Genomic DNA, 24281 nt, shown 5'->3' on the forward strand with positions numbered 1-24281 from the left:
TGAATTACCAGCCAATATTAACACTTTCCCCCGGCCTTCCTCCCATTTCGGACCATTAGCAGACTTTTATGTAAATCATTATTGACGGTTTCTTAATAAAATCAGGTGGAGGTTACTCGGGAATCAACGCCTAAATCCCGAATTTCCGCAGGTTATACACAAAACTCACCAGAAAATACCGTCTCAAAACAACGCTCTGCACATCTTCCACATAAGTCTCCGTCGTGTTGCGTGACAGGCTGCGGTTCTGGTTCAGGATATCAAGTACATTGAGCTTTATTTCACCTTGTTTTCCTTTCAAAAACTGCCGCGATAATGCAGCATTCCAGAGTGCAAATTTTTGGTTAAAACCTGAGCTGCGACCGGTGTTGCCGGTGTAGGTCAGGTCTGTACCGATCACAAAATTGAATGGAAGCTGCCAGTGCAGGTCCGCTGTCAGATATTGCGACCAGTACTGTGTATTCTGCTGCGGCAAAAGTGAATACTTCGCTTGCTGATAATTGAGCCGCGCCCCGAACCCGTAGTCCACCTTTCCATCAAAAGCCGATTGAATGCGGATTCCCTGGCCCAGCAGGGTCGTTTTCACCTCGTTTTTAAGGTTGTTGATCAAACTTTGTCCGGAAGACATATTGGCTTGTGTATGAAGGCTTAAACTAAATTTTAAGGCAGGAATATTCTTACTCCACGACAAAAAACTGTTCAGCGCCCAGAATCCCTGCGTGTTAACGGGCCTGGAAAAGCGGGCGCCCTCACCACTGATCGTACTCGCATCGTTGATCCGGCTGTTGCTTTGATTGAGGTTTGCAAAAACAAAAAGACTGCGGTCGCCGCTATTCTTCGAGCTATTGTAGGTAAATGTCAATGTGTTATAATATTCCGGACGGAGCGCGGGATTCCCGCTTTTAGTGTCCAGCGGATTGGTATTGTCGATCACGGGCTGCAACTGCGTCACAGTTGGCGGGGCAATGCGCGTGCGATATTGCAGCCGCGCGCGGCGGTTGCCGGAAAAAGTGTAGCTGAACAATGCATTCGGCAACCAGTGAAAATACTGCTTGTCAATGCGTGAACCCGCTGACAAATTATCGGAAACCTGGCCTGAGCTCTGCACATCAAAACCGAGTGTGTAGCTGAACCTGAGCCGCTGCGTCTGTAACGTTGCGCCCGCTTTATGCGCCACAAATGTGCCCGCAAAACGGTTTGTCAGCATGGAATCAGGAAATGAATAGCTATCAGTCTCTTCATTTTTATCAAAGACAAACCGGGACTGACGGTTTTGATTGTTCAGCCAGGCGTACCTTACTTCCAGCTTCTGATGAAATGAAAGCGGCTCTGTGAAGGAAAAACTCAGGTTATTTTGCGCAGAAAAACTGTTCTGCCGGTTTTGCTGGTCGATGTCGCTGGCTACTTTTTCCAAACCCAGTGAATCGTAAAAGACATTCCGGGACTGATTGTAGCCTGTATTCCGCCCGTTTGACAAAATCGTATTCAGGTTTGCGGACAATGTCCGGCCCAGCTTCCCGAATTTCCGCATGAAAATAAGATTGTTGTAGCCGTTTAAACCGTTTCCAGCAGATCGGTAATGCGTTTCCCCGGTATTCAAAGAGTCGCCGTCTCTGGAATAGGAATGATTACTTAGATCGCTGTTATAGCGCACATTTTGCCATGAAATGTTCGGCGTGAGACGAATGCTCGTCAAGGAATCCAGCTGAAATTCAAATCGTCCGTTAAATCGTTGATTGAATGCCTGATTTCGGTTATAATTGGCTTGATCTGCAAAAAAAGACTGGCCGGGTAGAATGTATTCGCGCCGGTTTTTCTGATCGGTGGTCGTGATCGCCTGATTGGCAAAGTAACTGGCCGATATTTCCGCCCTTTTTCCATAACGCAGTTTCCCGCCCTCGGCGCGGTAGTTGAACCCGCCCGCCCGCACTTCTGTCATGTTCGCCGGCGACTGGCTGTTTTCATTTCCGAAAGACCCCGGCTGACCAATAAACATCGGCCCGCCCATTCCGCCGCCGGGCAGGTTGCCGTTGCCGAGTGAGAAATTCTGCTGGTTCAAATTGTTAGCCTGACCCACCAGCGATATCTGCCTGCCAGGCCCGCCATTTCGGTTATTAAAACGGTTGAGACTTAGTTTTCCCTGATAACGCATTGCATTCGTTTCCGTATTCCGGCCGGCACCAATTGCATTTTGACCAAAATAACCTTTTCCCTTGTCCTTCTTGATCGTAATGTTGATCGTCCGCTCGCGGTCACCATCATCAATGCCGGAGAATTGCGACTGGTCTGAGGATTGGTCGTACACCTGCACCTTATCGACAATGTCGGCTGGCAGATTACGCGTCGCCATCTTCGGATCGTCCCCAAAAAACGGTTTTCCGTCCACATACACCCGGCGCACAGCCTGCCCGTTGCTTTTGATTTCCCCGTCACGTGACACTTCCACACCGGGCAATTTTTTGAGCAACTCTTCCAGCTGCGCATTCGGTTCGGTCTTGAAGGCATCCGCATTGAATTGCACCGTGTCACCTTTCATGCTCACCGGCGGCGCTTCCTGTTTGATCACCACTTCCTGCAAATCGGTCCCCTGCTCGGTCATCCATAGTGTATCGAGGCTGACGGGATTGTTGCCGGTTATCTGAAAAAGCGCAGATTTGTTACGATAACCAATAAACGTGATAAGCAAACGGTAACTTCCGGCAGACACATTTTTAAGACGGAATTTTCCGTCTCCCTCGGTAACATTTGCACTGACATAAGCAGAGTCGCGTTGCGTGAGGAGGGATACAGATGCCGTACGCAAAGGTTTTTTGCTGACCGAATCGAGAACAATGCCTGACACTTCCGCCCGGACAGTCGTTTTCTGTCCGGCGGCGGTGAGATGTGTCAGGATAAGGATGGCTAATAGTATGTTGATTTTCATGATGTTATCGTCCTCCGTCTCCCGGCATCATTTTCTGCTGACGAAAATCGGCCAGCACTTTTTCACGGATCTCGTTCAGCTCTTCTTTGGAGATTTGCTGTGCGCCTGCCTGCGGCTCCACGTCTGCGGGATTTACCATTCTGGGCTGCACTTTTGTTGCTCTGATTTGTTCCCGCGCACCTTCAATCAAGAGTACCATGCCTTTTTCCGGCGTCAGCTCATGCACCGGCGAATAGGTGCCAGGTAACTCCTCGGTGATCCAGACGGCATAAGGCTCATTTTTAAACTTTACAATCGCCTTTTTACAAGGGTAACCTGCGATTTTTTTGGACTGACCGGTGAGCTGCCAACCGGAAACAGGTTCAATTGCAGATTCGCTTTTGTACGTTTTTGCATCCGGACCTTTCATACTCAGAAACGTGATCACCTTTTTTCCCGCCAGATCCAAACATTTATATTCATCAAATGGCCGGCCCAGATTGGTCGTTCTGGGAGGCCCGCCATCTGGCGAGACGCGGCTTACAATTGTATTCTGATCATCCAAAACTTCTCTGACATAATTTCCGGCAAACAGCGACTTTTGCCCGAACGTGCGTGAATCCGGAATGTCGGTTGGAAAATTCGGGTCGCCTGGCTTAATCCGCTCGCCATTAATGACCATTTTCAGTTGCGACGGATCGATCTTGCGGACGATCTCGTAGCTGATCTGTCCCGAAAACTGTGCAAAAGCCTGCCCGGAGGCCAGCCATAATGCAGCCAGCAATAGTTTGATTTTCATAGCATTCGCTTGTTTAGTTTTGATGTTCCAAAGGTGCGGGGAAGCTATGTTAAGCACTGGTATTTAGTGTTAAATAGTGTTACAGCCGCATCAAAACGGTATCCGGCAATGTAGCTTTGTAGTATGAGCAGCGCCCGTATCCGTTTCATTTTCTGGCTGATGACCATTTGCATTGTTGCGATCAATGCATTTCAGGCTTATTGGCTGTTGACGACGTTCCGGCTCAACCGCTCGCAGTTTAAAGAAAGCGTTCAGGAAGCACTTTTTCGCGTCGTAGAGAAGGAACAGATTGCGCGGGCGGATGCTATGTTCAGCGAAGATCGCCAGAAACTGGGAGCGCCGGGCCCGCCGCCATTATCGCGTCCCAAGATGATCGTCAGAAAATTCAAATCGGGCGCCAACGCACAGACGCACCTTTATATAAGTTCAGGAGTTGAGGACGAAATCAAGGAAATAGCGCCGGGAGACACCCTTGCGAACAGGATTTCGAGAATGCTCGTGATGGGCTGGGCAGAAGGCGATCAGATCGATAAAAGAAAATTGTACAAAGCCTATCAGTCCGAACTTCGCCTGCGTGGGATTCAGGCTGCATTTCTGATCGATACCCTGCGCATCAGACCCAAAATCAGTGGAGAAAATACATTCTTTATTGATAACAAAATTGATGGTTTGAATTCGACGAAACAGTTTAAAACATTCGCCGTGCCCATTAATCCGGTCAGGCATTTGTTCGTGCAGGCGACATTTGATATGCCGTTTCTTTATTTGTTTAAAAAAATGGGCGGCTTACTGGCGGCAAGTTTCTTTCTGCTAACCCTGACGACCGGCTGCTTCATTTATATGCTGCGAACGATTTTAAGGCAAAAACGGCTTTCGGAAATCAAAAACGATTTCATCAATAACATGACCCACGAGCTCAAAACGCCCATTGCAACGGTGACTGCCGCGGTGGAAGCGATGATGAACTACGGCGTGCTCGACCATCCTGAAAAAACAAAAAGCTACCTGTCCATTTCCCAAAACAACCTCGGGCGTCTTTCCGAACTGGTTGAAAAAGTGCTCGATATGGCTGTGGAAGACAAGCAGGACATGAAGCTGCACCGCGAGCCGGTCAACCTCCGCCAGCTGATTGCTGAAATTACCGAAAACTATCAGCTCAAAGCCACCAAGCCGGTTCAATTCGAGCATCATTTTACCGACAATGAGACAGTAACAGTAGACCGGATGCATTTCGCGAATGTGGTCAGTAACCTGGTCGATAATGCATTGAAATATTCGAATGAAGCCGTAACGGTGGTTTTTAAATTTAAAAATGAAGGTAAAACCTGGCAGCTGGCCGTAGCAGATAATGGGATCGGTATTCCAAAAAACCACCAGCAAGCTGTTTTCGACCGCTTTTTCCGTGTACCGACGGGTGATTTACACGCAGTAAAAGGTTTCGGTTTGGGCCTTGCTTATGTCCGCCAGGTAGTGGAGCGACATGGCGGCAGCATTGATCTGGTCAGTGAGCCGGGTAAGGGAAGTGAGTTTATACTGAAGTTTTAATGATGCCAAAAGTTTTACTCATCGAAGACGAAACTGCATTGGGGATGATCGTCAAAGACAGTCTGACCTATCGCGGATTCACGGTCTTCTACGCCGAAAACGGGATTGCCGGGCTTGAACAGTTCGCATTATATCGCCCCGACATTGTCGTGGCCGATGTAATGATGCCGGATATGGATGGTTTTACGATGGCTGGAAAGATTCGCCAGCAAGACCCCAATGTGCCAATCATGTTCCTGACTGCGCGCTCACAAACCGCCGACGTCGTCAAAGGTTTCGAGCTGGGTGGAAATGATTATCTCAAGAAACCGTTCAGCCTCGACGAGCTGGTTGTCCGTATTGAAGCCCTGCTCCGGCCGAGAAATGCAGCTAACTTTTCTCAGGAAGTTTTCAGAATTGGCAGATACACATTTGATCCGGCTAAGCAAAAACTGTCACTTGATGGCCACGAAGCTTCTTTATCTCACCGTGAAGCAGAGCTGCTGCGTCGCTTGTATCAGCTGCGCAATCAGGTGCTGGAAAAAAACATGGTGCTTTTGGAGCTTTGGGGTGATGATTCTTTCTTCAACGGCCGCAGTTTGGACGTTTTTATAACACGCCTGCGTCGCTACCTTAAAGACGACCCGCAGGTACAGATTGTCAACATTCGTGGTATCGGGTATAAGTTGATTTTCTGAATATACCGGCAACATAGATGCCGCCTCCGACTTCCTTACCTCATCCCCTTTTTGCTCATTGCCAAATTTAATCATTAAATTGTCAGGCGCTTTCACGCCTTGTGCAATGCAGAATCTTCCTCAAATCAATGTATAGCGCCGGTCTGAGCACCAAAAGAGAAAAGTTAATTCAGATTACTAACCAGTTGAACAGTGACTTCAGTACAATCCTTCATGACCCGGATCATCGACAGAAATCCCGGCGAAAATGAATTCCACCAGGCAGTCCATGAGGTTGCAGAGACCATTATCCCCTTTATTCAGGACCATCCGCATTACCAGAAAGCCAAAATACTTGAGCGGATTACGGAGCCTGAGCGGGTCATTATATTCCGGGTACCCTGGATGAACGACCTCGGCGAAGTGGAGATTAACCGCGGATACCGTGTTCAGATGAACAGTGCGATCGGTCCTTACAAGGGCGGGCTGCGTTTTCATCCGTCTGTCAACCTCAGTACGCTCAAGTTTCTAGCCTTTGAACAGATTTTTAAAAATAGCCTGACCCAACTTCCCATGGGAGGCGGTAAGGGAGGAGCTGATTTTGACCCAAAAGGTCGTTCTGACCGCGAGGTGATGTTTTTTTGTCAAAGCTTTATGACCGAGCTGTTTCGTCACATTAGCTCGGATAATGATGTACCTGCCGGAGATATCGGGGTCGGTGCAAGGGAAATCGGGTTTATGTTTGGACAATATAAACGACTCAAAAATGAGTTTACCGGCGTTTTGACAGGCAAGGGCGCAAGCTACGGCGGCAGCCTGATCCGCCCGGAGGCGACGGGTTACGGGGTTGTTTATTTTGTGGAACAAATGCTCAACCAGCGGCGCGACAGTATCAAAGGGAAAAAAGTAGTTATTTCCGGTTCCGGTAACGTGGCTCAATATACGCTCGAAAAGTGCATGGAGCTGGGCGCAAAAGTGGTAACTCTTTCTGATTCATCAGGTTACATCTACGATGAGAACGGTATAGATGCAGAAAAGTTTGCCTACATCATGCATTTGAAAAATGAAACGCGCGGCCGGATCAACGAGTATGCTGACAGGTTCGGATGTGAATTTGTGGCCGGAAGAACTCCGTGGGAAATACCGTGTGACATTGCCTTGCCGAATGCTACCCAAAATGAACTTAATGCGGATGATGCCCGCCTGCTCGTTAAGAACGGCTGTATCTGTGTAGCCGAAGGAGCGAATATGCCGTGTACCCCGGAAGCCATTGAGGTATTTGAGAATCATGATATCCTGTACGCCCCGGGAAAGGCGGCGAATGCGGGCGGCGTGGCAGTTTCGGGTCTTGAAATGTCGCAAAACTCACTGCGCTTGTCGTGGTCGCGGGAGGAAGTAGATAAAAAATTGCAGGAGATCATGTTAAATATTCATTCGACCTGCCTGCGCTACGGCCGCCGGCCTGACGGGCGGATGAGTTACCTGCAAGGAGCCAATATCGGAGGCTTCGTGCGGGTAGCCGACGCCATGCTGGCGCAGGGACTGGTGTAACCAAAACCCCGGCATACATGCATCAATGAGCTATGCCGGGGTTTAATTATTTGAGATAAAACACACGTAAGACATTAGGATTGGTACCTCGTAAACTTTATTGAAAACCTGGTGTTTTATCCGACATGTTTTTAACTGAATTCGATTACAAACTCAACTCAAACGCCTCTAACTTCCTTTAACACGATTAATCAAATGTATTTCCTGAACCCACGCCTCGCCGCCGATATTTTTGATGGCGAATACATTATTGCCAATTTGGATACCGGTCTCTATTACAGTGTGCAGGGGGCGGCAGTTTCCCTACTTCAATGCCTCCCCTACTCCGATGTAAATCAAATTATTGAAGCTTTTTCAGGTACATTCCCGGAAAATGCAGCGATGATTGAGGAAGAATTAACTTCTATTTTCAGGGAATTGGTAAGCCAGGATGTTATCCGGCAGGATGAAGGGATTTTGCTGGAAAACGGTCCTGAATTTAGTGCTCCCGACGCCTATATTCCCGGGCGTTTTAACCGGTATGCAGATATGCAGGATCTGCTCATGCTGGACCCGATTCACGATGTGGATGAAAATGGATGGACAGTTCAAAGCACCAATAGCTAAAATTCAGGCACTTTGAATCCAGTTGCTTATTTCGACAACGTGCTATCGTTGTTCGACTCACTTTCTTATGTGCATACCGATCAGCTGAAACTGGCTGACAGGACAATCCATTTGCGTACACCTTCTTTGGCTTTACGGGAAAAATTCCTGCCTACCTTGGCGCATCTTTCGGATACAACGGAAGAAAAGAAACCCGAATTGACGATCTGGTACGCGGATGATAACACGCTTCCACAACCGATGAAAGCCCCGCCTTTGGAAGGTTTTAATGCGCAGGGTTACCACGCCGATCTGGATCAGGGCGATATTCAAATCTTTTTTCAACCCTGGCAGACTCAAATATTTCTTTATTCCAGAAGTAAATCCATTGGTATTTATTGGGTGCAGCAGGCAGAACAGGTACCCTGGTGGGAGTGTACTTTTTCTTTTCGGGCGCTGTTTCATTTATGGACTCATGCGCTTCCTGCTCAGCTGGTACATGCAGGTACGATGGCCAAAAATGGTATTGGTGTATTAATTCCCGGACAAAGCGGCTCCGGAAAATCAACTTCGTGCCTTAATTTACTTCGCGCCGGTTATGAATATTTAGGAGATGATTATGTGTGGGTCGAATTAGGGGAAGAAATTAAAGTATTCACACTTTATCAGACTGCGAAAGTAGAACCGGATAATTTCCTGACAAGATTTTCGGACTGGGAGCCTTTTCTTCGAAACAAAACAACTTTTAAAGAACAAAAAGCAATATTTCATGTGACTGATATTTTTCCGGAAGCCGGCATATCAGTATCCCCGGTTAAGGCGATTCTTTTACCAAAAGTAGCACATCAGGAATACACTGGTTTTGAAAAAGCCAACCCTACCCAGGCACTGATGGCGATGGCACCGACTACGCTTCACCATTTGCCTTACGGCCGGACCAATTCATATCGTAAACTCATGAAAGTTGCCTCCTTATTACCGGGTTATCACTGGAATTTAGGTACAAACCAAAAGCAGTTTGTTGAATCTTTTGACCATTTCCTGGCTAATGAATTGTCCTAAAATCAGTGTCATTATACCAACGTACAATAACGGCACTGAATTAAGAAGAGCCGTTAAAAGCATTCTCTTGCAAGACGCTTTAATCGCCCGACAATGTACCGTCGAAATACTGATTGTCAATGATGCATCCCATGAAAAATTTCAGGATCAATTGACTCATTTGGAGTTGGAATTTGAACAGTGCCGGATTTTAAATAATTCGGTACGATCAGGCCCGGCCGCGGCCAGAAATGCAGGTATACGTGCCGCTGATGGAGAGCTTATCGGATTTTTGGATGCTGATGATGAATGGCCATCCGATAAAGTAAGTGTCTTATTGCCTTATTTTAACAAAAATAACATTGACGTCGCCGCTGGGAAAATCCAATACATGGTAGCGGAAGAGCAGCCGAAAATCAATATGAAATTTGAGGATGCTCAAAATCGAATTACCCACGTTCACTTAGGTACTTTACTAGCCAGGAAATCGCTGTTTGAAAATGAACTCCTGTTCGACGAGACATTAACATTCAGCGAAGATGTGGACTGGTGGTTTCGATTAAGAGAAAAAAATATAGGGATTATAATCAGCGAAGCAACCACACTGTATTATCATGTTCATGGAAATAATATGTCTGTGAATAAAAGTATAGAGGAATTGCAATTATTGAAAATATTTCACCGATCAGTAAAACGAAGAAAGGAAAATCAATCCAGTCCATTTATGCCACAGATTAAAGATTTCAGAGTGGATCAGCCAGATCCTTTGATCAGTATTATTCTGCCACTCTATAACGGAAAAAATCTTGTCGGAAAATCCATCGATAGTGTATTGGCTCAAACATTTACCAACTGGGAATTACTTGTTGTTGACGACGGATCTACGGATGAAGGAGCGCAGCATATTGAAAACAATTATCCCAATGTCCGGATTATCCGACAGCAAAATGCAGGCGTTGCTGCTGCGCGGAATATGGGTGTAGAACATGCAAACGGAGATATCATAGCCTTTTTAGATCAGGATGACGAGTGGGTTTCGACGAAGTTAAGGGATCAATGGGATTTACTAAAAAGAGACCCTTACTGTTCCTTCGTTACGTGTAATCAACGGTTTATCTGCAATGAAGGAGTGAAATTGCCCGCGAATTTCAGTGAGAAATTATTTGAAGAACACCGGTCCCTTGTCCCGAGTGCTTTGCTCATCAGAAAACAGGCGTTACTAAGTGTCAATATGTTCGATCAATCTTTGGAAGTAAGCAGTGATTTTGATTTGATACGCAAGCTGCGGCTGGCCAATTGCAAGGAGGCGAATGTGGAAAAAATGCTGCTGAAAAAATGGTATCACGGAGAGAATGCCAGCTTAAATAAACCGCTGATGAAAAGAGAAATCCTAAGCCTGTTGCACCGTCAAATTAAGGGGCAATGAAAAGTTCTCAAATAGATGTGATCATTGCCGTTTATAATGGCGAAAAATTTATTGAAGATGCCATTGTCTCTGCCCGGAACCAAACCTGGAAAGATCTTAATATCATCGTAGCGGATGATGGTTCTACTGACGAAACGGTGAATATCGTTACCGCACTGGCGAAATCCGATGATCGGATCATCTTGTTAACCCGTCCGCACCAGGGTGTTTCTGCAACGTTAAATGCTGCCATTCAATATTCATCTGCAAAATACGTAGCTTTTTTAGATGCCGATGATCTTTGGGATGTCACGAAATTGGCAGTTCAGATGGAAGCTTTGGCAAATAGCGAACATGAGGTTTGTTTCTGTATGGTCCAGGAATTTGACACTTTGCCGGAAAATTCCACCCAATCCTATCGCGCCAGACCAGAGCCCATGAAAGGTTTTTCAAAAATTTCCTTTCTGGGAAAGAGATCGATATTTACCCGTTTCGGATTGTTTGATGAAAGTGTTGCTATCGGGGATTTTGTGGATTGGTTTAGCCGCGTCGTTCGGGCCGAGGTATCAGTAATTATACTCGATCAGGTACTGGCTTTTCGCAGGATCCATGAAAACAATACCACCAGGAATATTTCGAAAAATGTATTTTTGAAGCTTTTAAAAACGCATTTGGATGCAAAAAGAAAAGATTCCTGACACGAATATCCTGCAATTCGATAAGCAATTTACATTCTGGAAATACCTGTTAAAGTCTATGCCCATACGACCTGTAATCGGGTCCTTTTTGCTGGGTATCCTTCGCATATTTGCTTCCTCAGTATGGCCGATATTTTTATATCAGTCTTTAAAAACAATAGGGACTTCATCAAAAGGGACTATCCTTATTCATGTAATAGCAGTTGCATTTTTATTAGTAGCAGCTGCTGTTTCTCATCATTTTCAGTCTAAAATAAATATTGGTATCCTAAGTAAATTCACGGTAGAATTGAGCAGCCGGATATGGAAGAAAATGAATGCGCTTGACTGGCTGACATTTCATGGCAAAAATCGCGTCTATTATTTTGATATGCTTTTAATTGAAACCTGGCGGGTGAGGAATGGTCTTGTTGCGATCCTGGAATCATTGATTGTTAATGCCCTTATTGCCCTTATTCTTAGCATCTTTATTGGGTTTGTAAGTATGCCATTATTTTTTATTTGTCTGGCGGGTTTAGTAATCATGGGCGCCACCCACATACTTGCTACCATTCAGACCAGGCCTTTTGTGAAAAAATTTCACGATGCCTGGCGGGTGCAGCACCATTGGATTTCTAAATGTGTCGATCAATTTGATCTCCTTAAAATGGATCGGGCCTACCAGGAATCATTGAACGCACATCGGAATAACACAGAAGAATTTGTAGCAGTAAATAGCAAATTATTGCTGACGCAGGCACGGTGGCGAAATGTGAATCAGCTTGTCGCGAATATGGTTCGCATTGCCGTATTTATGATTGGTATTTATTGGGTAAAAATTGAATATATTGGTTTGGACGGCCTGCTGTTGACCCTTTTGGTGGTCAGTATAGTACAGGGAAATATCAGTCAGGTAACTGGCAGTATGGCTGGTATCATGGAAGCCCAGGAGTCGCTGAAAACCATTGCGTTATTTTTGCGTTTGAAGGAAGAAAAACCAGTCGAATCAACCGAAGTAATTCCACCGTTAACGAAAATTTCAATCCGCGGTTTATCTTACGGTTATCATGATACACTTGTTGTAAAAAATGTTGATTTAGATCTGCAATCCGGTAACATATATCTTTGGCAGGGTGCAAATGGAAGCGGTAAAACAACAGTCGCCCATATTTTAATGGGATTGATAGAACCTGAGCAGGGAACATTAAAAATCAATGATCAGCCAGCTAATTGGGCTACGCTAAAGTCCCTGCGAAAACGCTTCGCCTATTTGAATCAGGACTCACCTGTTTTTATGGGCGATATTAAAGAAAACGCTTTATTCGGACACCCCGAGCCGGAGCTTGCCTGGGAAGGCTTACAGTCCAGCTGGCTTCATAGATTATTGCCGGGAAAGCATGCGGAAGGAACGCGGCGGGTCGGTGAAAGAGGAGAAGGTCTTTCCGGGGGCGAATCAAAACGCGTCGCGTTCATTCGCGAACTTTTGCGTTCATCCGAAATACTGATTTTGGATGAACCACTCAATCACCTCGACGAATATGTAATCCGGGAAATTGAACGTGAAATTGTCAATATAAAAGCAAAGACGATTGTAATTATTATTAGTCATCAGTCAGGATTTGAGCGTATAGCAGATGAAATCAGACAATTTTGAAACCCTGGACAACCTCACATCCATTCAACTTTTGATGGTGAAGGCATGCGTCGCAAAAACCAAAGATGAACGCGAATATATCGTGCGCTTGTGGGAGCAGCAGGTGGTAATGGATGAACTGGACTACAGTTGTTTTCGCCTTATCCCTCTATTTTATCGTGGTAATTCCGAATGTGGAATTGCTACCGTCCACGATAAACGACTAAAAATAGTATACAAATATTGGTGGCTGAAAAACCAGCATTTATCCAATCAGCTAAATGTAATACACCGTACCTTTTCTGCTGCGGGCATTGAGAGCGTAGTTATCAAAGGGGCCTCGCTGAAAACATATTATGATCTCGGTGAATTAAGACCAATGGCTGATTTTGATTTGCTCGTTCGTCCCTCCGATCTGAACCGGGCTATGAAAATAATTCACGCCGGGAACTTCAAAGTTGTTGATAAAATAGCCTCTTATTTTGAGAAAAAAAGGAATGTTTATCAGTATTTTAATCATGCGGTCTCTTGTATTCATACAAACAATGATACCCAATTAGATTTGCACTGGCGCATCGGTTCACATTGTTCGTATTCATTTACCAGTAACTTATGGAATCACCTGGACGATTATCCGCTTATCCCGAATGCTAAAAAGCCAAAATTGGCATATGAAATATGTATGCTGCTGATACATGCCATCGAATCTGAAAACCGGGACAATCTCAACTGGATTATCGATGCAGCGATGATTAATAAAGTAGCAAACCAGGCATATTGGAAAGAGGCAAGACAACTGGCCGTCGCAGAGAAGAAAGAAAGTCTTTTTGATTACGGTTGTTCCATCTTAGTCAGCCTGGGAATCGAAGCTCCTGATCCGGGAGTTGTAATGAGGCCTTTGGGCGCAATGCGAACAGGTCCGGCAGAAAGAAAAGTGCTCGACGTTAAAACAATAGCACGTCATCGTTTCCATAATCACAGGCTATTTGTTAATTCCATGTTCCCAAACGCGAATCGCTTTGCTAAAACTTTTGAGTTTGGAAAGAGTGTGTATTACAAATACATTTTAAGTAAGAATGGCTATTTTATGGAATGAAAATCAATTGGGAAAATAAGTTATAATTTAAATACCCGGCACGATCGCATTTGCTGCAAAATATTGCTTTCTGTTATATAATGTATAAAACCCAACAAAAGCAAAAGTCAGTATTTCAGCCAATGACCGGGACAACCACACACCCGAAAGACCAAAATGTTCAGGGAGAATCAGCAGGGCCGGTACGATCAATAAGAAGCCTTTTAACAGATTGATTATCATGGTAAGCGTTGTTTTACCCGTACTTTGTAAAAAAGCGGCTAAAATATAGTTTGGGCCGGCAGCGAGAAAAAGTAAAAAATAGATGTTCATGGCCTGAGAGGCTATTTGCCGGGACGAAACGGTTTGATCTCCTGAGAATAAGAAAACCAGCGGGTCGGATAAAAACAGCCCGGCCAGCGTTACGATAATCCCTAATACTATCGTGAAGCCCAACGAAAAACGAAAAACTTCCAAAACCCGTTGCGGCTGTTTGGCACCTACATTAAACGAGATGATCGGCAGTGCGGCAATCATAGCTGCCGTGAAAGGACGTATCAGTAAAAAGCTCAGATAATTGACTAAACCAAACGCGGCTACGGCCGAAGAACCGTATTGGATCAGCGACTGATTTATCAGTAACAGTCCGGATGAGAACGCAATTTCAGAAGCAAACGAAGGCATGCCTACTTTCAGGAACTCTCGCCACTGGGCAAAACGGAGCGTAAAACGGAACGAGGAAAAATCGTAATGTGTGTTGCCTCTCAGGACGTAAAAAAAGAGGTAAGCCGCGCCGGAAAATAAAGCAACCGAAGTTGCGATCGATGCACCTTTCACGCCCAGGTTGAACCCGACAACCAATATCAGGTCGAGCACTATATTCACGACAGCTGCAAGGATAGATGCATTTCTGGATACTTTTGGAGAACCGTCTGCCCGGACAAAATTCCCCCAGACCATTCCCAAAAAGAAAAATGGCAGACTGGCCAGCTGCCAAAAAGCATAGTCTGCTGTATATTCAGCCAAAGCCAGGTTATCCTTACCCGCCAGGAATTGCGCGAGCGGCTTAGCGGACATTGGCGCGCTGAGGGCAACGCTTCCACCAATCAGCAGTACCAGTGTGGTGGCAAACTGAAAAACGTATTGTGCTTTCGTATAGTCCGCCGCGCCGATATGCTTACTGATCAAAACCCCGCCTCCGATCATGACAGGCAAGCTCAGCGCCACCAAAACAATGACCACCGGACCATACAAGCCTACCGCGGCCAGACCTTCCTTACCAACCTGCTGCCCCAAAATGATACCATTGATTACCTGGTGAATGGTAGAAGACAGCAAACTGATAATGGCCGGACCGTAATACTGAAAAAACAAGGCCTTAACGGGAGCGTGTCCCAAGTGATTGGTAGCAGTCATAAAAAGGCAGGGAAATTATGGGGGGCGCAAATGTATGATAAAAATGGAGCTTTTGTAAAAGCGTATCCAAATTCTGGCAGAGCTTTTTCACAGCGACCAAACAATTAAAATTGCATTTTTACAAGATCGACACCTACTGAAAAATCCAGCTGCTTGGAAGAATTCAAACTGTTGCTTTTTAACGAAATTACACCTCAATAAATCGCCAAATAAACTGTTTACTTACGTAAAAAACTGACAATAAGATATATAAATATAAATAGCATCGATACACAATATTATTTCTATATCATCATAGAAATAAATTTTTGGACTTAACATATACTTTTACACTAACGTATATTGTGTGTAGGTTTGATCAAAATACTTTTCTGACAGTTGGTTTTGTTTGATTATTTAAAGATCTTAACAACCCTTAAATCTTTGATTTTCAACCCAAAACGTTCCTCGATCATGAAAAACATTTACACCATTGGGTGTGCCATTATGATGGCGATCTGCCTCCAATTCAAAGCTAGCGCTCAGTGCTCTTTGGTCGACCCCGCAATTGAACTAAACAGTGTTTCCGACGACGGGGGAAACTGCAAGGTGAGTATCAACCTGTCGTTTACAATTGACAAGAACAACGGAAATAAGTTTACTTATGTGCACTTATGGAAGCCAAGCAACTATCCGAATATTTCGTACGAGTCGAAAGGCCCCAAAGCCGCGCAACTTGGAAGCGGCGTCCTGGCCACGCTTGCAATCGACACCGACGGGGCCATATCCCTGCTGTCGACGTATAGCGCAGATCCAACCAATGTTATCCCACTTTTCACTGGCCTCAATATTAATGAAGAAAGCCTTGGGGGAAACTTATCCCGGATTACCATCGACAACATTCAGTTTGTGGTTCCGGGAGCTTGTAATGTACTGCCTATTCTGAAGGCAGATGTCTGGTCGACGCAGGCTGCAAGTGCTAATCCAAATATCCACTGCTATAACAAAGGTTTCAATCTGCAGATCAGCGATCCGGTGATTTCAGGTAAAATTAATTGTAATGAACCCGGAGGTCCGCGTACTTACGATCTGGATATTATTACGACCAATCCATTGCCGTTTGCGGTTACTTACAAACTTTACCTGGATGACGGCGTTTTGGTAGACGGATCTAATGCTTTCAGCGCGGATGATGAACTTTTTTATACCAGTCCGGTAACCGATCTGTCATCTTCACTGCCTATACATAGCAAGGATGAAAACTATCCCTACGAATTCCTTGAAGACAAACGTTCTATCTGGGTGGTTTTGACAGCCCCAAGTTTGCCCAATGCCATTGTCGCGGAACTGTATAATGGTTGCCTGATTACGCTACCGGTTGTGCTCTCAAGGTTTACCGGTTCACTACTAGACAATTCCATTAGTCTTTCGTGGTCAACAACCGAAGAGTCGGGAAGCAGTTATTTTACTGTAGAGCGGAGTTCCGATTCGAAAGAATTCATGCAGCTTGGAAAGGTAAATGCGAAAAACAATTCATCCGGCACACAACGGTACAACTTTCTAGACGAAAATCCGCTGAGCGGAGCAAACTACTACCGCCTGCGAATGGTCGACCTCGACGGGCGGTACGAGCATTCGCGCATCATAGCGATCGATAACAGCGCCGGCAGCCTTGCTTTTGAATTGCTGGGCAACCCAGCGACGAGCCACGAAATCAAATTTTTGCTGAAAAATGAAGATGCGTCCCAAATACGCCTTCATGATCTCTCCGGAAAATCAATTCATTTTTCACTTATTAAATCCGGCAACGACTTCATGCTGACGCCAAAAGGTAGTTTAACGTCAGGCTTATACGTGTTATCGTTACAAAGGAGCGGTGCCGGCGTTGTGGCCAAAAAACTGCTGGTTCCTTAGACTGGCAAAAAGGCAACTTCTCTGTCGTTTGTTCCTAGCGTCTCCGGGTATGTAGTCCGGGGACGCTTTTTACTTACATCCCCAGCCCGCAGTTTGCCTGGCATGCAAGTCCTCAGCCTTTCAAAGCGTCAACCGGATTCTGCATCGCCGCCTTGCCTACCCTGATCCCGACCGTAAGTGAGGTAATTAAAATGGCAGCGAAAATGGTCACCGTCATATCCGTCCATGAAATTTGTATTCTATAACTGAAATCCTGCAGCCAGTTATTCATCATGTACCAGACTACTGGTGATACTACGATTACGGAAATCAGAACAAGCTTCAAAAATTCGCTCGATACAAGCCGCATGAGTCCGGGTACAGAGGCACCCAACACCTTGCGGATACCTATTTCCCGCCTGCGTTTTAAAGTCTCAAAATGAGTAAGACCAAACAATCCGATACCACAAACAAAAATAGCAAGCCCCACGGCGTACCCGATAATTCTCTTCCACCTCTGTTCGCTTGCATAATGATTTTCAATTTCATCTTCAAGAAAAGCAAACTGATAAAAGTGATCAGGGAAGGAATTTCTGAACGCTTTTCCTATCGCGGCCAGCGCGGCTGTGGTCTTTCCTTTATGGACCTTGATCAGCAAATTTCCATTATCCTTTAATTCAATGATCCTTGGTGGGATTTCATACTTCAGGGATCCGGTATGAAAATCCCGGATGATGCCTATTACCGTTTTTGGTGCCTCACCTTCAAGTTGAATTATTTCTGAAACAGCGCTTTCCCAGCCTGCGCGTTTCAGGAATTTTTCATTTACAATAACCGAATTAGAATCCGATTGCGAATGCTCCTGAAAATTCCGCCCGGATTTTATTTCAATTCCAAGTGTCGGAATATAATGCTGGTCAACAAACACACGCTCCGCTTTAAATTCACGGCCATTTATAACCTGCTTGCTATCTCCCCAGGAATTGAGCGATCCATTTGAAATCTTTTCAATAAAAGGAGAAGATTTCAGCTGATTTGTAAAAAAAGATCTTTCTGCCCGGTTTGCCCTTCCAAATGGTATCGGCACAAATACAATTCCCGAAGGGTTATAGCCCAGATTTTTTTGCGAGATAAAATTCATTTGCCGGTAATAAACAATCACCGCGAATATCAAACCCATCGCAAAAGAAAACTGCAGGACGATCAGGACCCTGCTTAAATATTTTTTCCCGCCCCAGTTCTGCTTGTTTTTTAAAATATCCACTGAATTAAAGATCGACAATTTAATTGCCGGGTAGCAACCGATGACCATTACATACGCGCTGAGTACCACCGCCGCGACGGTAAAAAATTCCAGGTCTTCGGGAAATGAGAGGTGAATATCTTTTTCAGCTATTTGATTTAAAACCGGCAGACTTAATGCCACCATCAGCGATGAAAGAAGAAAGGAGACAATACAAACTACGATGGTTTCTGCTAAGAGGTGCCAGATTAGCTGGCGCGACGTACTACCTGCAATTTTGCGCACACCAATTTCTCTGGACCTTTGGGAAAACCCGGAAATGCTCAGGTTAAGAAAGTTGACACTGGCCATCATCATGATCATAACGGCTATCCCACCCAGAATAAACGAATACGCAAGAAGGCTTTCATTGGCCAATGCCGGGTAACGGCTTCGCTTCGATCCGGCATCATTGTCAAATATATTCAAATGCATGTCTGCAATTGGCTGCAAGCCAAATTCGATGTCCGCAGCGCGTATCCCGGCTTTTTTTATCTGTTCTTTTGCCTCCCTGGTAAAAACGCGGGCAAATTTTGCTTTCAGTTGTTCGAGATTTGTGTTTGGATGCAATAATACAAATGTGCTGAGATAGGGATTCAGCCAGTCATTGTCATTAAACCACCGTTGCAAGAATTTGAAAGGCACTACCGCCTGGAATTTGAGAGAAGAGTTGGCAGGCAAATTTTTAGCGACGCCGGTTATTAAAAAAGTTTCGATCGCCGGACCGTCTTCCAGGCCGAGGGTTCTGCCGACGACGCCGGCTTTCCCAAAAAACTTCATAGCCATTTCTTCCGTGATGACTATGGAATTCATATCCCTGAGTGCCTGCGAGGCATTTCCCTGCAATAGCGGAAAAGAAAAAACTTCAAAAAAATTGGGGTCTGCATAGGTAACACTCACCTTATAGCCTTTTTTCCTGTCGACAACGATATTGTGGGTTTCGTCGAGCCACAGCCTTACGAATTCCGTTATCTCCGGAATAGCGGCCTTAAAAGCCGGGCCCTGGATCTGGCCAGTCGTTCCGAGGATCGTATTGCCACTGTTCCGCTGGTCCCTGGTGGTTATCCTGTAGATACGTTGCCCATTTTCATGGAATGAGTCAAAGCTGCTTTCATCTTTTATAAACAATACAGCAAGCAGCACGCAGCTCATTCCCAGGACCAGCCCAACAATTTTGATGGAAGATGAGAATTTCCGTCTCCACAGATAGCGCACAGAAAATAGTAAAGAGGACCTGAACATGAAAAATTATTGAAGTACAGGTTTCGGCCTGGCTTAGGTTTTGAATTTAAGAAGCGTATGGCGATCATGGATTGGTGCCATCATAAATCAAAGATATTGTGCGCCAAATACCGGTGAGATTTTTAACGGTTAAAAGTTGTAAAGGATGTGTAAATGTTTGTAAAACCTGCTACTGTATCAATTTTAGGCTAGCTGAACTACAAATTTCTTTTATTGCTTTCAATGGCAATGAACTCCGGCAAATAATCGGGCGTACATCCTTTTGATACCATGTCACCTTTATAAAGGCCTGTTTTTTCTCCAATTGTGACACACCGGTTCCGGTACTGTTTTTCAAAAACTCCAATCCAGCCGGCAGTAAAATTCATTGCCCACTGAACTTCCGGTTTTTCTTTGACAATGTTGGTTTCTATTTTATTTAGTAATTCCGAAGTATTCGCAGGCGGTGTTTGTCCCATCCACCTTAAACGCGCCTGATAATACCAGAATATCCGTCTCAGCAGAGCCGAAGAATTATTTTCCCATGATCCGATCAGTGCAATTGTCTTCTTGTCTTTGGTAAGTTGATTGGCCATAAGCCAGTCGATCAGCTGATTTCGTTCATCCAATGGATGCGACTGCATATCGCGATCAAGCTCATTAATAAAATCTTCTGAAATGCGCTTGTTATCCAAAATCAAGATGGCCAGCAGCCTGGGAAAAAACCTGCCGGTAGACCAAAGTTCCAAAGCCAACTCATGGTCCTTTTTGATATCCTTGGCGATTTTCCGCAAGTCTCCCAGCTTGGTTTGGGTGTTGATCTGTCCCAAAATGTTTTCTGCATTTGAAGAGAATTTCATGACAATTTTTTATTAGTGAAATAATTAAATCATGAGCTTATAATTTAGAAACATTTAAAAGCATAACCGGGGTTCCGCACCATCCCGGCTCTTTCCCGAGTTAATGACCCTGGAAAGGCTATCTTCTTTCATGCGCCCGCTCAAATACACCTTTCCCCCGCAACAAGATTGTTTCCAGGGCAGACTTGAATTCGAGTCATGTTAATTATGATTTTCACTATCAAAACACGACGAAAAATCCCATCGGTGCAAATATATAGCCGTAGTAATTAAACGATAGGGATCATACTTGTTAATGGAAATCTGACCATTTCAATTACAAATTTTATTTCAATATAAAACAGGGATCAATTGCCGACAGGTAATGTAGAAATCGAACTATAATTCCCTGGTTGATTTAGCACACCTCAGTCTTTTTTGATTAGTATTAAAGCTATTTTCATCGTAAAAAAACTAACCGGAAACCTGCACTCCCGCTACAATTCCGTTGCCTGCCGGGCAATAACTTTACCTACCCCATCTTTGACCGGTTAGGATGACAAAAATTAAAGTTTCGATTATCGAAATACTGTTCACAATAATTTATCTCTTATCTTTTATTCCATCAGGCTATTGCGCTCCCTTGTCGGGTAACCCGGAACCTGACCGCATCGTGTGCCTGTACGGGCGCCCGCTTCATGATAACGATGTGGGCGCAGTGATGTCCGGAATCGCCGGCCGTGATTACAGTTCCAGTATCCAAACCAGTTTATTCCTCCCAGGGACATCAGTTTGGCTTTTTATTCCCTATTCCATACTCAGGAATGACAAAACCAGGAAATACCTCGTCACCGGCTACCAGGATGGAATTGACGTCTTTCAGCGAAAAGGGAAGCAATGGAAGAAAATCAAAAAGGCCGGAAAATATGCCAGTTTTCCGGCCGGTGCTTTAAAAGAACGGTATTTTGTCAAACTTTTCGACGCATTCCCTGCCGATACATCATCTGCATTTCTGGTTGTTTGCAGGAAGAACAACAATTATTTTTTCTCGGATTTACAAGCCGACCTGAAATCAGAAGCACAATTAGCTGCCTGGCACTCAGCGTTCATGGCGTCGGCGGATGCGTATCCCAAACTGACACTTCCCTTCTTCGGGATCGCATTTACGACGATTATTTTGCTGCTGGTCAAATTCTTCCTCTCCCACGACCGCGCCTACTCTTTCCATGCTGTTGGCCATATCCTGTTCCTGCTGTTTTTCATATTGCTTTACTATCATTTTCCGGTCAATATAGACGGCGGCCCCTTTGATAATCCGCTCTACTGTGTATATCTCGACAAGTTCTTCCTTTTTTTAAGTATTTCCTCCCTGCTTATTTCGCTGCGTTTTTTCTATCAAAGCGGAAAATGGGTTACGCTCAATAACCGGTTCACCAAAATTCTTGCCTCCACCTCGACTTTCATTGCATTCCTGGTTTTAGTCTTCCCATACGTGACCGACAGGTATTATATGATCAACAATGGATGCATGATTGCCGCAACCGCCATTACCATGCTGCTGGGTATTCATCTCGTCAGGATCCGGGCGGAAATTAAAGGCGCATTCAGGATCATCGTCGTCGGGCTTATCTTCCTTGTTTCCTTTGTCTACCTGGGTTTCGGGATGGTACTTTTTTCCAATAGCCGGCTGCACATTGGCCTGGAAGTCCTGCAGGCCTTTCCGATGCTGATCGGCGTAGGGGTAAACAACATCTTCATTATCATCGCTTTTGCGAAACGGGAGCACCAGATCCAGCAGGAAAGTCTGGAATTAAAGGCGAAGGCAATTGAAACGGAAATGTCGGTGGTCCAAAAAAGCCTCAACCCCCATTTCATCTTCAACTGCCTGAATCTTATTGATTCGTTCCTGTACGTGAATAACAGCCGCTCGGCGCGGGAGGTACTTTTTAATTTCAGCGATCTGCTCAGACTGGTGATCGATAAATCGCCGCAGCGGCTCATCCTGCTGGCCGAAGAACTCAGAATGCTCGAATTGTACATAAACCTGGAACAGTCCAGGTCACACCAGAGCTTCACTTTTGAAATAGCCATCGACAAGCAACTGGATGTACAACAGATGCAGGTGCCGCCCCTGATCATTCAGCCAATGGTCGAAAATGCCATCAAACATGGTATCCTGAACCTAAAAACGACCGGCGGCCGCGTTACCGTTTCCATCAGTAAAGCGACCTCTTCCCTGCTCAGGATTGCCATAGACGACAATGGGGTCGGCATGAATGCCACGATGGCCCTTGACCGCGCCAGCTATCTTTCGGGAAGCCACGTTGGAATATCCCTTACCAGGAAAAGACTGGAAATCATGTCAGAAGTTTTTGATGCGGAGTCCAGGCTCGAAATCTTTGAAAAAACCGGCCGGCAAGGAGGTACAACTGTAAACTTATTCCTGCCAATCCTTAAAGTCTGACGCCATGCCAACTGTATATATCATCGACGACGAGCTTCGATCAGGAGAATTGCTGAAATCCAAAATTCAGGACCTCACGGATTACTTCGACAAAATTGAATCGTTTACCAACCCGCTGGTCGCTTATAAATCCATCCTTGAATTGTCGCCGGACCTCATTTTCCTCGACATTGAGATGCCGCAGATCAATGGCATCGACCTGCTCCAGAATATCCGGCACATGAACATTCCGACTGTTTACGTAACGGCTTTTTCGGAATACTCGATCACAGCCATTAAACAACAGATATTCGATTACATTCTCAAACCGGTAAAAGAGCAGGAGTTGCTCGAAACCATCAACAAGTACATCGTATGGAAGCGCTCGCAGGATGCTCCCTCACTTTGGACGAAGCCTTCCATCAGCGAGCTGCTTTTGAAGCAAAACAACAAGATTCCCATCCACACCTCCGAAAGCATTAACCTGATTGCGATCAATCAGATCGTCCATGTGCTGGGCGTAGATAACTATTCCAGGTTTCATTTCATGGATGGAAGTAACCTGCTCTCTTCCAGGACCTTGAAATTTTACGAACAACTACTCGCGCCATTTGGATTCATCCGGGCACATAAATCGCACCTCGTCAATATGATATTCGTCGACAAGCTCATCACGCGTGACGGCGGCTACGTTCAATTGCGTTCGTCAGAATTACTACCCGTCTCACGCGAGAAAAAGCAGGAAATTCTGGATTGGTTCAAAATCTAGCAAGTCAATGGACCTGGTCAGCCTAAATGAAAACATTGTTTCCGTAATCCGCCGCCGGACTTGCACCGATAGCCATTGTCAGGAAGGCGTACTTCCAGTATGTTCGATGAGTTTCTCACAAACGCTGAACCCAATGGAAAATATCTTAATCATCGATCGCCAGCCTATGTTGAGGCTGGGCATGCGCGTCATTATCGGCGCTCATTTCCAGACATTGTCCATCCACGAGGCGGCAAGCATCAGCAAAGTGTCGGAAAGTCTTGACAAACCGGCTATATCCGTCATCCTCCTCGGGCTTGATTGCGAGTCCGACACCCTTGATCCGGAAGACCTCATTTCCATTAAGAAAAGATTTCCGAAATCCCGGCTGATCATCTATGCCGATCAGATTCAGCATTGGAGGGCACTATTCAAGTTCCCCAAATCGATAGCGGCATTTGTTTCCAAAAAAGCGCATGAAAACGAGCTGATATGCTGCCTGAAATCCGTAATGAATGGCGTGCGCCAGGATTGGAAGCCGGCCGATGGCCCCTTGCTGGAAATACAGTGATTTAGCAAATGTAGTTTGCT

Annotated in this window: 18 protein-coding genes; 13 read left to right on the top strand and 5 right to left on the bottom strand. The window is 45.2% G+C overall.

The features are described 5' to 3' along the window. Positions 1 to 130: 130 nt before the first annotated feature. Both FXO21_RS26565 and FXO21_RS26570 read right to left on the bottom strand, forming a co-directional pair. Positions 131 to 2923: a TonB-dependent receptor gene (locus tag FXO21_RS26565; protein ID WP_149642928.1), complete on the bottom strand. Its 2793-nt coding sequence runs from the start codon at positions 2921 to 2923 to the stop codon at positions 131 to 133. A 4-nt stretch (positions 2924 to 2927) separates the two neighbouring features. Continuing rightward, positions 2928 to 3701, bottom strand: a complete 774-nt coding sequence (locus tag FXO21_RS26570; protein ID WP_149642929.1) for a hypothetical protein — start codon at positions 3699 to 3701, stop codon at positions 2928 to 2930. Between the two features lie 123 nt (positions 3702 to 3824). On the opposite strand from FXO21_RS26570, the gene FXO21_RS26575 reads away from it, so the two are divergent. The 9 genes from FXO21_RS26575 (at position 3825) to FXO21_RS26615 (ending at position 13890) form a co-directional block, all read left to right on the top strand. Then, on the top strand, positions 3825 to 5246 hold the full coding sequence (locus tag FXO21_RS26575; protein WP_149642930.1) for a sensor histidine kinase: 1422 nt from the start codon (positions 3825 to 3827) through the stop codon (positions 5244 to 5246). Between the two features lie 2 nt (positions 5247 to 5248). Beyond that, positions 5249 to 5923 (top strand): response regulator transcription factor, encoded by a 675-nt coding sequence (locus FXO21_RS26580; RefSeq protein ID WP_149643655.1) that lies wholly within the window; start codon positions 5249 to 5251, stop codon positions 5921 to 5923. A 192-nt stretch (positions 5924 to 6115) separates the two neighbouring features. Next, a complete protein-coding gene (gene gdhA / locus FXO21_RS26585) occupies positions 6116 to 7453 on the top strand; it encodes an NADP-specific glutamate dehydrogenase (protein ID WP_255486832.1) in 1338 nt (445 codons plus the stop codon). 195 nt (positions 7454 to 7648) lie between these two features. After that, positions 7649 to 8059 (top strand): hypothetical protein, encoded by a 411-nt coding sequence (locus FXO21_RS26590; RefSeq protein ID WP_149642931.1) that lies wholly within the window; start codon positions 7649 to 7651, stop codon positions 8057 to 8059. A 12-nt stretch (positions 8060 to 8071) separates the two neighbouring features. Beyond that, positions 8072 to 9100, top strand: coding sequence for a phosphoenolpyruvate carboxykinase (ATP) (locus tag FXO21_RS26595; protein WP_149642932.1), 1029 nt, complete (start codon positions 8072 to 8074; stop codon positions 9098 to 9100). Then, a complete protein-coding gene (locus FXO21_RS26600) occupies positions 9087 to 10505 on the top strand; it encodes a glycosyltransferase family 2 protein (RefSeq protein WP_149642933.1) in 1419 nt (472 codons plus the stop codon). The genes FXO21_RS26595 and FXO21_RS26600 overlap by 14 nt, the downstream gene beginning before the upstream one ends. Then, entirely contained in the window at positions 10502 to 11182 is a 681-nt protein-coding gene (locus FXO21_RS26605; protein WP_149642934.1) for a glycosyltransferase family 2 protein, read from the top strand. Before FXO21_RS26600 ends, FXO21_RS26605 begins: the two co-directional genes overlap by 4 nt. An 88-nt stretch (positions 11183 to 11270) precedes the next feature. Continuing rightward, positions 11271 to 12815, top strand: coding sequence for an ATP-binding cassette domain-containing protein (locus FXO21_RS26610; protein ID WP_192579334.1), 1545 nt, complete (start codon positions 11271 to 11273; stop codon positions 12813 to 12815). An 88-nt stretch (positions 12816 to 12903) separates the two neighbouring features. Beyond that, the gene (locus tag FXO21_RS26615) at positions 12904 to 13890 is read left to right on the top strand and encodes a nucleotidyltransferase family protein (RefSeq protein ID WP_192579335.1); all 987 of its coding nucleotides are present in this window, start codon (positions 12904 to 12906) and stop codon (positions 13888 to 13890) included. A gap of 27 nt (positions 13891 to 13917) precedes the next feature. On the opposite strand, the gene FXO21_RS26620 is transcribed toward FXO21_RS26615, so the two are convergent. Then, a complete protein-coding gene (locus tag FXO21_RS26620) occupies positions 13918 to 15285 on the bottom strand; it encodes an MATE family efflux transporter (protein WP_149642937.1) in 1368 nt (455 codons plus the stop codon). 453 nt (positions 15286 to 15738) lie between these two features. Here FXO21_RS26620 and FXO21_RS26625 point away from each other — a divergent pair, with 453 nt between their 5' ends. Further along, positions 15739 to 17178: a T9SS type A sorting domain-containing protein gene (locus FXO21_RS26625; RefSeq protein WP_149642938.1), complete on the top strand. Its 1440-nt coding sequence runs from the start codon at positions 15739 to 15741 to the stop codon at positions 17176 to 17178. Positions 17179 to 17290: 112 nt separating this feature from the next. Here the strand turns inward: FXO21_RS26625 and FXO21_RS26630 are convergent, their stop codons facing one another. Beyond that, the gene (locus FXO21_RS26630; protein WP_149642939.1) at positions 17291 to 19681 is read right to left on the bottom strand and encodes an ABC transporter permease; all 2391 of its coding nucleotides are present in this window, start codon (positions 19679 to 19681) and stop codon (positions 17291 to 17293) included. 197 nt (positions 19682 to 19878) lie between these two features. Further along, the gene (locus FXO21_RS26635) at positions 19879 to 20520 is read right to left on the bottom strand and encodes a DNA alkylation repair protein (protein WP_149642940.1); all 642 of its coding nucleotides are present in this window, start codon (positions 20518 to 20520) and stop codon (positions 19879 to 19881) included. Between the two features lie 535 nt (positions 20521 to 21055). Between FXO21_RS26635 and FXO21_RS26640 the strand changes: the two genes are divergently transcribed. From FXO21_RS26640 to FXO21_RS26650, 3 genes are all read left to right on the top strand, one after another. Continuing rightward, entirely contained in the window at positions 21056 to 22963 is a 1908-nt protein-coding gene (locus tag FXO21_RS26640; RefSeq protein ID WP_149642941.1) for a sensor histidine kinase, read from the top strand. Positions 22964 to 22967: 4 nt separating this feature from the next. Beyond that, on the top strand, positions 22968 to 23711 hold the full coding sequence (locus FXO21_RS26645; protein ID WP_149642942.1) for a LytR/AlgR family response regulator transcription factor: 744 nt from the start codon (positions 22968 to 22970) through the stop codon (positions 23709 to 23711). Positions 23712 to 23844: 133 nt separating this feature from the next. Continuing rightward, positions 23845 to 24261: a response regulator gene (locus tag FXO21_RS26650; protein WP_149642943.1), complete on the top strand. Its 417-nt coding sequence runs from the start codon at positions 23845 to 23847 to the stop codon at positions 24259 to 24261. Positions 24262 to 24281 lie beyond the last annotated feature (20 nt).

This window comes from Dyadobacter sp. UC 10 (genome assembly GCF_008369915.1).
Classification (GTDB): Bacteria; Bacteroidota; Bacteroidia; order Cytophagales; family Spirosomataceae; genus Dyadobacter.

Coding starts and splice junctions, on each gene's coding strand:
- FXO21_RS26565 (WP_149642928.1), bottom strand. CDS start 2,923: ATGAAAATCAACATACTATTAGCCATCCTTATCCTGACACATCTCACC.
- FXO21_RS26570 (WP_149642929.1), bottom strand. CDS start 3,701: ATGAAAATCAAACTATTGCTGGCTGCATTATGGCTGGCCTCCGGGCAG.
- FXO21_RS26575 (WP_149642930.1), top strand. CDS start 3,825: ATGAGCAGCGCCCGTATCCGTTTCATTTTCTGGCTGATGACCATTTGC.
- FXO21_RS26580 (WP_149643655.1), top strand. CDS start 5,249: ATGCCAAAAGTTTTACTCATCGAAGACGAAACTGCATTGGGGATGATC.
- FXO21_RS26590 (WP_149642931.1), top strand. CDS start 7,649: ATGTATTTCCTGAACCCACGCCTCGCCGCCGATATTTTTGATGGCGAA.
- FXO21_RS26600 (WP_149642933.1), top strand. CDS start 9,087: ATGAATTGTCCTAAAATCAGTGTCATTATACCAACGTACAATAACGGC.
- FXO21_RS26605 (WP_149642934.1), top strand. CDS start 10,502: ATGAAAAGTTCTCAAATAGATGTGATCATTGCCGTTTATAATGGCGAA.
- FXO21_RS26620 (WP_149642937.1), bottom strand. CDS start 15,285: ATGACTGCTACCAATCACTTGGGACACGCTCCCGTTAAGGCCTTGTTT.
- FXO21_RS26625 (WP_149642938.1), top strand. CDS start 15,739: ATGAAAAACATTTACACCATTGGGTGTGCCATTATGATGGCGATCTGC.
- FXO21_RS26630 (WP_149642939.1), bottom strand. CDS start 19,681: ATGTTCAGGTCCTCTTTACTATTTTCTGTGCGCTATCTGTGGAGACGG.
- FXO21_RS26635 (WP_149642940.1), bottom strand. CDS start 20,520: ATGAAATTCTCTTCAAATGCAGAAAACATTTTGGGACAGATCAACACC.
- FXO21_RS26640 (WP_149642941.1), top strand. CDS start 21,056: ATGACAAAAATTAAAGTTTCGATTATCGAAATACTGTTCACAATAATT.
- FXO21_RS26645 (WP_149642942.1), top strand. CDS start 22,968: ATGCCAACTGTATATATCATCGACGACGAGCTTCGATCAGGAGAATTG.
- FXO21_RS26650 (WP_149642943.1), top strand. CDS start 23,845: ATGGAAAATATCTTAATCATCGATCGCCAGCCTATGTTGAGGCTGGGC.